Source organism: Brevibacterium sp. NPDC049920 (genome assembly GCF_040656435.1).
Lineage (GTDB): Bacteria > Actinomycetota > Actinomycetes > Actinomycetales > Brevibacteriaceae > Brevibacterium > Brevibacterium pityocampae.
Genome location: NZ_JBFAMF010000022.1, coordinates 1 through 10,136, shown reverse-complemented (window position 1 = coordinate 10,136; position 10,136 = coordinate 1). Strand labels below are relative to the sequence as shown.

The 10,136-nt window shown below is 66.4% G+C and carries 11 protein-coding genes and 1 pseudogene; 7 read left to right on the top strand and 5 right to left on the bottom strand.

What is annotated here, in order from left to right:
- The 5 genes and pseudogenes from AB0I45_RS13695 to AB0I45_RS13675 all read right to left on the bottom strand — a co-directional run.
- Positions 1 to 200, bottom strand: a pseudogene (locus AB0I45_RS13695) (IS3 family transposase); the annotation flags it as partial.
- A gap of 51 nt (positions 201 to 251) precedes the next feature.
- Positions 252 to 443, bottom strand: coding sequence for a DUF1016 N-terminal domain-containing protein (locus AB0I45_RS13690; RefSeq protein ID WP_360318896.1), 192 nt, complete (start codon positions 441 to 443; stop codon positions 252 to 254).
- 57 nt (positions 444 to 500) lie between these two features.
- Positions 501 to 1,082, bottom strand: coding sequence for a CueP family metal-binding protein (locus AB0I45_RS13685; RefSeq protein WP_360318893.1), 582 nt, complete (start codon positions 1,080 to 1,082; stop codon positions 501 to 503).
- Positions 1,083 to 1,172: 90 nt separating this feature from the next.
- Complete coding sequence (locus tag AB0I45_RS13680; protein ID WP_247618494.1) at positions 1,173 to 1,952, bottom strand: cytochrome c biogenesis CcdA family protein; 780 nt, start codon at positions 1,950 to 1,952, stop codon at positions 1,173 to 1,175.
- Complete coding sequence (locus AB0I45_RS13675; protein WP_360318890.1) at positions 1,949 to 2,563, bottom strand: TlpA disulfide reductase family protein; 615 nt, start codon at positions 2,561 to 2,563, stop codon at positions 1,949 to 1,951. Before AB0I45_RS13675 ends, AB0I45_RS13680 begins: the two co-directional genes overlap by 4 nt.
- A gap of 214 nt (positions 2,564 to 2,777) precedes the next feature.
- Between AB0I45_RS13675 and AB0I45_RS13670 the strand changes: the two genes are divergently transcribed.
- The 7 genes from AB0I45_RS13670 to AB0I45_RS13640 all read left to right on the top strand — a co-directional run bounded on the left by AB0I45_RS13670 (position 2,778) and on the right by AB0I45_RS13640 (position 10,022).
- On the top strand, positions 2,778 to 3,710 hold the full coding sequence (locus AB0I45_RS13670; RefSeq protein ID WP_247618492.1) for a cation diffusion facilitator family transporter: 933 nt from the start codon (positions 2,778 to 2,780) through the stop codon (positions 3,708 to 3,710).
- A 74-nt stretch (positions 3,711 to 3,784) separates the two neighbouring features.
- Positions 3,785 to 4,498 (top strand): response regulator transcription factor, encoded by a 714-nt coding sequence (locus tag AB0I45_RS13665; RefSeq protein WP_247618491.1) that lies wholly within the window; start codon positions 3,785 to 3,787, stop codon positions 4,496 to 4,498.
- The gene (locus tag AB0I45_RS13660; RefSeq protein WP_247618490.1) at positions 4,495 to 5,607 is read left to right on the top strand and encodes an ATP-binding protein; all 1,113 of its coding nucleotides are present in this window, start codon (positions 4,495 to 4,497) and stop codon (positions 5,605 to 5,607) included. The genes AB0I45_RS13665 and AB0I45_RS13660 overlap by 4 nt, the downstream gene beginning before the upstream one ends.
- 95 nt (positions 5,608 to 5,702) lie before the next feature.
- Positions 5,703 to 6,026 carry a heavy-metal-associated domain-containing protein gene (locus tag AB0I45_RS13655; RefSeq protein WP_247618489.1) on the top strand — a complete coding sequence of 108 codons (324 nt, stop codon included), beginning with the start codon at positions 5,703 to 5,705 and terminating at the stop codon, positions 6,024 to 6,026.
- A gap of 33 nt (positions 6,027 to 6,059) precedes the next feature.
- Positions 6,060 to 8,279 carry a copper-translocating P-type ATPase gene (locus AB0I45_RS13650; RefSeq protein ID WP_247618488.1) on the top strand — a complete coding sequence of 740 codons (2,220 nt, stop codon included), beginning with the start codon at positions 6,060 to 6,062 and terminating at the stop codon, positions 8,277 to 8,279.
- Positions 8,276 to 8,911, top strand: a complete 636-nt coding sequence (locus AB0I45_RS13645; RefSeq protein ID WP_360318884.1) for a DUF305 domain-containing protein — start codon at positions 8,276 to 8,278, stop codon at positions 8,909 to 8,911. Before AB0I45_RS13650 ends, AB0I45_RS13645 begins: the two co-directional genes overlap by 4 nt.
- 58 nt (positions 8,912 to 8,969) lie before the next feature.
- On the top strand, positions 8,970 to 10,022 hold the full coding sequence (locus AB0I45_RS13640; protein ID WP_360318881.1) for a type II glyceraldehyde-3-phosphate dehydrogenase: 1,053 nt from the start codon (positions 8,970 to 8,972) through the stop codon (positions 10,020 to 10,022).
- Positions 10,023 to 10,136: the final 114 nt, after the last annotated feature.

The window sequence follows — 10,136 nt, the reverse complement described above, 5'->3', positions numbered from 1 at the left end:
GACTCCTCTCTCGTGACGCCGGGCCGGGTCCCGTCGTCGACCTCGGCCTGCGCCAGCCAGCGCCGCACGGACTCACGTGAGACACCTTCCTGGCGCGCGACCGCGGCCGTCGCCGCGGTCAAGGTGGGGTACTCCTGGGCGTGGTCCCGCACGAGCCGCACGCACCTCGCGCGCAACTGGGGATCGATCTTCTTCGGCATGCTGTCCATCCTTCCGGACTTAAACAGCAGCGGCATCAAACCTGGGGCGGTTCAGATGGTTTTGCTGCCCCAGCCTTGCTGTTCTTGGCGGAGGAGAATTTCCTTCCCGATCGACCAGTACAGCTGGATCAGCTCAGTGTTGACCGTCCGCTGCGCCCGTGTCTGGGCCTGGTGGACACGCTGCTTGAGCGCCTCCAGCGTGTGGCGATAACCATCGGGAAGAGCGACATCTGCAGAAGCCATACGCCTCATTGTCCCGGCATCCGGGTCTGCTGCGGGAATCGCTTCGCCCACCGGGTGTTAGACGAGTTGCAGGTCGGTGATGCAGGTGGCGCCTTCGTCGGTGGTGGTGAAGTCCGAGGTGCCTGTCCGGCCGTCGTAGCTGATCTCAATGGTGCCGTCGATGTCGCTGGGCACCCAGAAGCCGACGAACCCGTTGTCGAAGGTGGCCACCTGCTCGTCGACCACGACGTCCCCAGTAGTGCTGTCGGTGATTTCGACGTCGACGGCTGCGTTGCTGAGCTCACCCTGGCAAGTGGTCAGGCTGTGATAGAAGCAGTCATGTGTCTGCTCGACGTACGGGGCGATCGACAGATACGACAGGTTCTGCGGCAGGTCCAGGACCACTTCCTGCCTGTTGTCGGTCAGCACCAGCTCATCGGGATAGACCGATGCGATCAGGTCTGCTGGTCTTTCGGCTGTCTCGAGCCGGTCCAGATGATCGATGATCTCGACGGCATCCATGTCGTCGAGGTCGTAAGTGTTAAGGAACTCAGCCTGCGAGTCGGTGCTTGGTGATGGTTCGGAGTCTGCTGCCGGCGCGCATCCTGCCAGCACCAGCGAGAGTGTCGCTGCAGCGATCGCTACTCGTTTCACGTTCATCTCCTTGTCGTTCGGGCCGGTGCCCGAGGGTCAGCATGCGCAGGAGTGACGACTGCGAATGCGTGGTCTCACTGAATGGTCGGGGGTGTGTCAGATGATGGTTTCGAAGCCGCCGATCATGCCTTGCAGGCTGTTGACCCACTGGGTCCAGACGCCGCTGACGAGCAGCACGCCGATGATGATGAGCATCGCCCCGCCGATCCGGCTGATCAGCAGGTGGTGGTCTCTGGCCCACTGTAGCCCGCCGGTGCCCTTGACGATGAGCACGGCCACGACGATGAACGGCACTCCCAGCCCGAGGCAGTACATCAGCGTCAGCAGGGCACCGCGCCAGATGCCGTCGGTACCGGTTACCCCGAAGCTGGTCGACAGCGCCAGCACCGCCGCGAGTGTGGGACCCATGCACGGGGCCCAGCTGAACGCGAAGGTGGCACCCAGGGCGGGGGCGCCCCACAGCCCGGCCGGTGGACGCTTGGTGATGCGGGCGGTGCGCTGGAACATGCCGATCCCGCCCATGAACACGATGCCGGCGATGATGACGACCACACCCATCACGCGGTTGAGGACATCGGCCCAATGGCTGAGCAAGACACCGGCGAGACTGAACGCCAGGCCCATCGACACGAAGACTGTGGCGAAGCCGGCAATGAACAGGGAGACCCCGATGACGACCCGGCTGATCTTCCGGTCGGTCAAGGCGGCGGCGCCCAACCCGGTGACGTAGCCGACGTAGCCGGGGACCAGCGGCAGGACGCACGGGGAGAAGAACGACACCGCCCCGGCCAGGATGGCCACCGGGATCGCCAACAGCATCGGACCGGACAAGGCGGTCTGCGAAAAGATCTCACCGATGGAGGCTGTGAGTGTCATGCCGACTCCTCCACCACGTCACCAATCAACGCTTTAAGGGTCGACGCGTCCACAGCTCCCATCACCCGCGCCGCCGCCCTGCCCTGAGCGTCCAGGACGACGGTGGACGGGACCGCCTGCGCGGGCAGCACCGCACCGAGCGCTGCCACACCGAGGCCGTCCTGATCGAGCATGGACGGAAACGTCAGATCGAACGTCCTGGCGAACGCGTCGGCGGCCGGTGCCTCATCGCGAACATTGATGCCCAAGAACTTCACGCCGTCTTCTTGGTACCGCTCGTAGTTGGCCTGCAATGCCGGGGCTTCCTTGCGGCACGGGGGGCAGGCGGCGTACCAGAGGTTGAGCACCACCGGGGCGCCGCGCCAGTCGGCAAGGTCAAAGGCGGTGCCGTCGGTGTACTCGCCGGCCAACTCGATCGGCTCACCCCGCTCACCGATGGGCAGTTGGGTGATGACGCCGGCCCCGGAGATGTAGCCCTGCTCATTGACCTCCGGCACCTGGTCGGCCAACTCGTCGGCATCGCTGCCGCACCCGGCCAGGCCAAGCGCGAGGAGGACGGTCAACGAGCCTGACCGGCGGATCATCGAACGACGCGACAGAGGTGAGAGCATCCTTCTTCTTCGACTCGCAGGAAAACGATTCCCTCCATTCTGGTCGAGCCGGAGATGGTGAAAGGACCAGGCTTCTTGAAGATTTGACGAAGATTGCCCGGGTGACAGCCCCGCCGAGGTGAGGCGGGTTACATTCGAATCAGCGCGTGGCCCGACGGTGCCGTGCTGTCTCCCCGGAAGTTCAATTCCCTGACAGGTCAACTCGGAGGCCAGGATGAGCGAACACAGCGGACATCTGCCAGTCGACGGAGACCGCAAAGCCCTCCGGATCTCCGGGTGGCTGACGGGAGTGTATTTCGTCATCGAGCTGGTCATCGGGCTGTGGTCCGGGTCGGTCGCGGTGATCTCCGATGCCTTCCACACGTTCTCGGCTGTCGGCGGGGTGCTGATCGCGCTGGTCGCCCAGCGTCTGAGCCAACGCCCCGCCACTGCGCAGGAGACTTTTGGGTGGGCCCGCGCGGAGATCATCGGGGCGCTGTTCAACGGACTCTTCCTCGCCCTGATGGCCGCCTACGTGTTCTACATGGGTGCCATGCGGCTGGCCGATCCGATCGAGCTGCCCACCACGGTGATGCTCTGGGTGGCCACCGGTGGCATTGTCACCGAGCTCATCGCGTTCTGGTTGCTCTACCAACGTCAGAAGACGAACCTGAACATCAAGGGCGCGTTCTGGCACATCCTGCAGACCTTCGTCGGCAGCCTCATCATCATCATCTCCGCGGTGGTCATCCGACTGACAGGCTTCCTCGCGATCGACCCGCTGCTGGGCATGGTCTTCGGCGTGGTGCTGCTGTGGGCATCGTGGACCATCATCCGCTCAGCCCTGAGAATCCTGCTCCAGGGCACCCCCGAACACCTCGACCTGCCGGCAGCGATCACAGCGCTGGAGGAGATCGACGGGGTTGAGGACGTCCACCACGTGCACGCCTGGACCATCACCTCAGGGCGCACCGTCTTCTCCGCGCACCTGCACGTGGTCAACCCGGCCCAGCATGAGGCCGTGCTGGAACAGGCGACCGATTTGCTCACCGACCGGTTCGACATCTACTTCTCCACGCTGCAGATCGAGCGCACCTGCCCGGCCGAGGCCGCCACGAGCATCGACATCACCAGACCCCCCGAGCGCGGGACGGGCCCGGGCATTTGAAGGTTTGACGAAGATTCCGGCCGCAGAGGGCGCTGAGGACTGTGTGCCACCTGAACTGGGGACAGACTGGGTACATGCGGACTGAACGAACCGACCACCACCCTGGCGGACGCATCGTCGTCGCCGAGGATGAAAAGCCTCTGGCGCAGATGGTGGCGACCTATCTGAGTCGAGACGGCTTCCACGTTGAGCAGGCACACACCGGAGTCCAGGCGCTCGACAGCGTCAGGGCCGAGGAGCCTGACGTGCTGATCCTCGACCTCGGACTGCCCGGGCTGGACGGCATCGAGGTCTGCCGTCGCGTGCGGGCGATGTCGGAGTGCTATGTGCTGATCCTGACCGCCCGGGGGAGCGAGAACGACAAGCTCCTGGGGCTTGCCGCCGGCGCGGATGACTACATCACCAAACCCTTCAGCGTCCGGGAACTGGTCGCCCGAGTCCACGCCGTGCTCAGGCGTCCCCGCACCGGAAACCCACCCCAGGATTCCGTCCGCGTCGTCGGTGATCTCACCATCGACCTCGCCGGCCACGAGATCCGGCGGGCTGACGCGGTGCTTCCCCTGACGCGCACCGAGTTCGACCTGCTGGTCGCCTTGTCTGCAGCACCCAACCGCGCGCTCTCCCGCCGGCAGCTCATCGACGCCGTCTGGGACACGTCGTGGGTCGGCGACGAACGGATCGTCGATGTCCACATCGGCCATCTGCGGCGCAAGCTCGGCGAGGAGCCCGACGGTGGCGGCCTCATCGAGACCGTCCGCGGCGTCGGATACCGAATGGTGCCCCGATGAGACTGCGCAACTCCGGCTTGGCCGCCCGCCTGTTCGCCACCCAGCTGATCGTGGTGGCGGCAAGCCTGCTCGGAGCGGTGGCAGTCGCCACCCTGGCCGGGCCCCCGCTGTTCCACGAACACCTGGAGCTGGCCGGCATCCCGGGGGGATCCTCGGAACTGTTCCATGTCGAGCAGGCCTACCGCGACGCGAACCTGATCACCCTGGCGGTGGCATTGGGCACCGGTCTGGCCTGCGCGCTCCTGGCCAGCTTCCTGCTCTCCCGCACGATCCGCACCCCGCTGGAACAGCTCACCGCTGCGGCAGCCGAAGTTGCCCATGGCAACTACGACGTGCGCGTTCCGGTGCTCGGCGCCGGCGTCGAGCTCGATTCCCTGGCCCGGGCGTTCAACATGATGGCCGACCAGCTGACACGCACCGAGGAGACACGGCGACGCATCCTGTCCGACCTCGCCCACGAGATGAGCACCCCGGTCTCGGTCCTCTCCGTCTACCTCGAGGGGCTGCAGGACGAGGTCGTCGAGTGGAACCCCACCACCGACGCCGTGATGGCCGAACAGCTGGCACGCCTGACACGCCTCGTCGAAGACATCGACGATGTCTCCCGCGCCGAGGAGGGCCGGATCGACCTCGACCCGGCCCCCCTGCCCCTCGCCGACCTGCTCGAAACTTGCGCCGCCGCAGTCCGGGAGAACTATGCGGCCAAGGGAGTGACGCTCACCACCGCGGCCGACGCCGACGTCCTGATCGCCGACCGGCAACGGCTGGCACAAGTCCTCGACAACCTCCTGTCGAACGCCCTGCGCCACACCCCACCGAAGGGAACCGTCTCCCTCACCGCCACCGGCACCAGCGACACCGTGCTCATCCGCGTCACCGACACCGGCGACGGCATGACCGCCGACCAGCTCACCCACATCTTCGAACGCTTCTACCGCGGCGACACCGCCCGCGACCGCGACCACGGCGGCTCCGGCATCGGCCTGACGATCTCCCACGCCCTCATCGCAGCTCACGGCGGCACCCTCACCGCCTCCTCCGCCGGCCCCGGACACGGCTCCGAGTTCACCATCGAACTGCCCCGCACCCCTGGAAAGGCCTACCCGTGAGAACAAACACCTTTACTCACATACCCCCCGGGGGTATAGTCGGGGTTGTTGGAGGCTCTCTCCACCTCTCCGAGCCCACTAGTCAGGAGCACATCATGACCGCGTCCTCCCGCCAGCTGCCCCTCGCATCGGCAGGATGTGCCTGCTGCGCACCAGCCGACACCGCCACTGCAAACGCAACCGGCAGCAGTGCTGAGCCGGTCTCCACGGTCACGCTCGCAGTGGAGGGGCTGACCTGCCAGGGCTGCGCCTCGCGGGTAACCAACGTCGTGCAAACACTGGATGCGAACGCCCAGGTGGACGTCACGCTGGTGCCCCACGGCCAGTCCACTGTCACGGTGAACAGCAGCGCACCGGTGGACTCTGCGGCGCTGCAATCGGCGCTTTCCGCGGCCGGTTACCCCGCAGCAGAAGCCTGATCGGCTACCCATCCCCGACTGTGAAGGACAACGATGAGCAATCCGGAGCACCACCACCAGCACCACGACGATCACCTCGACGCGGGCAGCCACGGACAGGCGATGCCGCAGGGACACGGGCACTCCGCCCTCGATGAACGCCCGGCACCGGCCCACGGTGGTCATGCCGGGCACGACCATGACGAGCATGCAGGCCATGGGGAGCACGCCGGGCACAGTGTTGCGATGTTCCGGAACCGGTTCTGGGTCAGTCTGATCCTGTCGGTGCCGGTCGTCATCTTCAGCCACATGGTCGCCGACCTGCTCGGCTATCAGGTGCCCGAGTTCTTCGGCTCGGCTTGGATCGCCCCGGTGCTGGGCACGGTCATCTACGTCTACGGCGGCATGCCCTTCCTCAAGGGCGGGCTCAATGAGCTGAAATCGCGGCAGCCGGGGATGATGCTGCTGATCGCGATGGCCATCACCGTGGCCTTCGTCGCCTCCTGGATCACCAGCTTGGGCATCGGCGACTTCATGCTCGACTTCTGGTGGGAGCTGGCACTGCTGGTCACCATCATGCTGCTGGGCCACTGGATGGAGATGCGTGCACTCGGTGCGGCATCCGGCGCGCTCGACGCGCTGGCCGAACTGCTGCCCGACGAAGCCGAAAAGGTCACCGATCTGGGCATCATCACCGTCCCGATCGCCCAGCTGCGCATCGGCGACACCGTCCTGGTCCGGTCCGGGTCCCGGGTTCCGGCCGACGGACGCATCATTGACGGGCGCGCCGAGTTCGACGAGTCCATGATCACCGGCGAATCGAAGCCCGTCGCCCGCGAGCTCGGCGACACGGTGGTCGCCGGCACCGTCGCCACCGACAACGCGGTACGTGTGAGGGTGGAGGCCACCGGCGGGGACACCGCCCTGGCAGGCATCCAGCGGATGGTCGCCGAAGCCCAGGCGTCCTCGTCGCGGGCGCAGGCGCTGGCTGATCGCGCCGCGGCGCTGCTGTTCTGGTTCGCGCTGGTCGCGGGCATCATCACCTTCGCCGTCTGGCTGCTGCTCGGCTTCCCCGACCAAGCGGTGATCCGCACGGTGACGGTGCTCGTCATCGCCTGCCCGCACGCGCTCGGCCTGGCGATTCCGCTGGTGATCGCCATCTCAACGGAGAAGGCCGCCCGGTCGGGCGTGCTCATCAAGAACCGGCTCGCGCTGGAGCGGATGCGCTCGATCGACGTCGTGCTGTTCGACAAGACCGGCACTCTCACGCAGGGCGCGCATGCGGTCACCGGGATCACCCATGTCACCGGCACCACCGCCGGGCGGGTGCTGGCGCTGGCAGCTGCCGCCGAGGCCAACAGCGAACACCCGGTGGCACGTGCGATCACCGCAGCGGCAGCCGAGGACCCGGAAGCGGCCTCGACTCGTCTGCAGGCCAGTGAGTTCACCGCCGCCGCCGGTCGCGGGGTCCGCGCCATGGTCGAGGGTTCCGAGATCACCGTCGGCGGGCCCAACATGCTGCGCGACTACGGATTGGAATCCCCAGCCGAGATCGCCGCCGACGTCGAGGAATGGACCCAGCGCGGCGCCAGCGTCCTGCACATCGTCCAGGACCGGACCATTATCGGCGCGGTCGCCCTGGAGGACCGTGTGCGGCCGGAATCCCGGGCCGCGGTCCACGCCCTGCAGGAACGCGGCGTCAAGGTCGCGCTCATCACCGGTGACGCGCAGCAGGTCGCCGACGCCGTCGGCCGCGACCTCGGCATCGACGAGGTCTTCGCCGAAGTGCTCCCGCAGGACAAGGACTCCGCCGTCATCGACCTGCAGAACAGGGGACTGTCGGTGGCGATGGTCGGCGACGGCGTCAACGACGCCCCCGCCCTTGCCCGTGCAGATGTCGGCATCGCCATCGGGGCGGGCACCGACGTGGCGATGGAATCGGCCGGGGTCGTACTGGCCGGCAACGATCCACGGGCAGTGCTGTCGATGATCGACCTGTCCCGGGCCAGCTACCGCAAGATGATCCAGAACCTGGCCTGGGCGACCGGCTACAACGTCCTCGCCGTCCCGCTGGCCGCCGGAGTCCTGGCCCCCATCGGGCTCGTGCTCTCCCCGGCCGTCGGCGCGATCCTGATGTCGCTGTCGACGATCGTCGTCGCCCTCAATGCACAGCTGCTGCGCCGCACCGAACTCAACCCGGCATGGCTGGCACCAACCCCGACTGAGACGTCCCGACCAGAAACCGTCCACCACCAAGGAAAGGTCACATCATGAAGCGCACACCACTGGCAGTTGCGGCAGCCGTCGCCGGCACGCTGATCCTCTCGGCATGCACCGGAAACGCCGACCCCGGCAGCACAGGGGAAGATCCCGCCCCTGCGACCTCGGTCGCCACCGACACCGCAGGCTCCGGTGAGGAGATCTCCGAGGAGCACAACGATGCCGACGTCATGTTCGCGCAGATGATGATCCCGCACCATCAGCAGGCCGTCGAGATGAGCGAGACCCTGCTGGCCAAGGACGACATCCCGCAGAACGTCGCTGACTTCGCCCAGGGAGTCATCGACGCGCAGGGGCCCGAGATTGACCGGATGAACGCCATGCTCGACGCCTGGGGCCAGGAACCCATGGGCGACATGGGTGACTCGGGCGGTCACGGCGGTCACGGCGGCATGAGCGGGATGATGAGCGAGGACGACATGCAGCAGCTCGAAGACGCCACCGGCACGGAGGCCGCGAAACTGTACCTGGAACAGATGACCAGACACCACGAGGGCGCCGTCGAAATGGCCGAACAGCAGGTCGCCGACGGGCAGAACCCACAGGCGAAAGCCCTGGCCGAGCAGGTCATCGAAGACCAGGAAGCAGAGATCCAGGAAATGAAGACGATGCTCGACCAACTCTGACCACTCGGCGACGAGCCGACCGGGGTCACGCCAGCGCACCACCTCGAAAGGAATGAGCATGGACACCAAGATCAAAGTCGCGGTGAACGGGTACGGGGTCATCGGCAAACGCGTCGCCGACGCCGTCCTGGCCCAGGACGACATGGAACTCATCGGCGTCAGCGACGTCACCGCCGATTACCGGGTCGCGGCCGCCGCCGCGCGCGACATCCCCGTCTTCGCCTCCACCTCCGAGGCTTATCAGGAGATGCGTGCCTCCGGGCATGCCGTGGCGGGTGAACTGCCTGACCTGCTCGATCAGGTTGATGTGGTCGTGGACAGCACACCGGCCAAAGTCGGGGCCGGAAACCTCGACCTCTACCGGGCGCATCACGTGAAATCGGTGTTTCAGGGCGGGGAGAAGCACGATCTCACGGGACATTCCTTCGTCGCCCACGCCAACTACAGCTCCGCCCGCGGCCGCGACACCACCCGGGTCGTCTCGTGCAATACCACCGCGACCGTGCGCACCCTCACCGCGCTGAAGAACGTCGGGCTGCTGTCGAAGGCACGCGGAGTGCTCATCCGACGCGCCACCGACCCCTGGGAGTCCGACCACTCCGGGATCATGAACACGATCGTCCCCGAGGGGCGCATTCCCAGCCACCAGGGACCCGACGCCCAGACGGTGGTCCCTGACCTCGACGTCGTCACCATGGCAGCGAAAGGGGCCCATACCCAGAACCACCTGCACTACTGGACGATCGAGCTCACCCGCCCCGCCGAGAAGGCCGAGGTCCTCGAGGCCTTCCGGACGGTGCCCAGGATCGCGGTCGTCCGCCGCTCCGATGGCATCGTGGCGGTCAACAGCACCGCCGAGCTGATGCAGGACCTCGGCAGGCCCCGCGGGGACATGTACGAAGTCGCAGTCTGGCAAGACATCCTCACCGTGGACGGCACCGAACTGTTCTGCACGTATACGGTCGACAACCAGGCCATCGTGACCCCGGAGAACATCGACGCGATCCGCGCCCTGACCGGTCCGGTCGAGGACGGTGAAGAATCCATTCACCGCACCGACACAGCGCTGGGGGTGCGCCGCGATTTCGTGAGGTCACTAGGGCGTGTCTGACAATGATGTGGTTCGCTGACTGAGAGCCTGGGAGCATGTCGAGATTCCAACTGCTCACGGATGCTCAATGGTCTCTGATCGCTGACTTGCTGCCTGCTCCGACCGGCCGCAGGG

Excerpts from the sequence above, each read along its gene's own strand:
- AB0I45_RS13690 (WP_360318896.1), bottom strand. The coding sequence starts at position 443 with ATGGCTTCTGCAGATGTCGCTCTTCCCGATGGTTATCGCCACACGCTG.
- AB0I45_RS13685 (WP_360318893.1), bottom strand. The coding sequence starts at position 1,082 with ATGAACGTGAAACGAGTAGCGATCGCTGCAGCGACACTCTCGCTGGTG.
- AB0I45_RS13680 (WP_247618494.1), bottom strand. The coding sequence starts at position 1,952 with ATGACACTCACAGCCTCCATCGGTGAGATCTTTTCGCAGACCGCCTTG.
- AB0I45_RS13675 (WP_360318890.1), bottom strand. The coding sequence starts at position 2,563 with ATGCTCTCACCTCTGTCGCGTCGTTCGATGATCCGCCGGTCAGGCTCG.
- AB0I45_RS13670 (WP_247618492.1), top strand. The coding sequence starts at position 2,778 with ATGAGCGAACACAGCGGACATCTGCCAGTCGACGGAGACCGCAAAGCC.
- AB0I45_RS13665 (WP_247618491.1), top strand. The coding sequence starts at position 3,785 with ATGCGGACTGAACGAACCGACCACCACCCTGGCGGACGCATCGTCGTC.
- AB0I45_RS13660 (WP_247618490.1), top strand. The coding sequence starts at position 4,495 with ATGAGACTGCGCAACTCCGGCTTGGCCGCCCGCCTGTTCGCCACCCAG.
- AB0I45_RS13655 (WP_247618489.1), top strand. The coding sequence starts at position 5,703 with ATGACCGCGTCCTCCCGCCAGCTGCCCCTCGCATCGGCAGGATGTGCC.
- AB0I45_RS13650 (WP_247618488.1), top strand. The coding sequence starts at position 6,060 with ATGAGCAATCCGGAGCACCACCACCAGCACCACGACGATCACCTCGAC.
- AB0I45_RS13645 (WP_360318884.1), top strand. The coding sequence starts at position 8,276 with ATGAAGCGCACACCACTGGCAGTTGCGGCAGCCGTCGCCGGCACGCTG.
- AB0I45_RS13640 (WP_360318881.1), top strand. The coding sequence starts at position 8,970 with ATGGACACCAAGATCAAAGTCGCGGTGAACGGGTACGGGGTCATCGGC.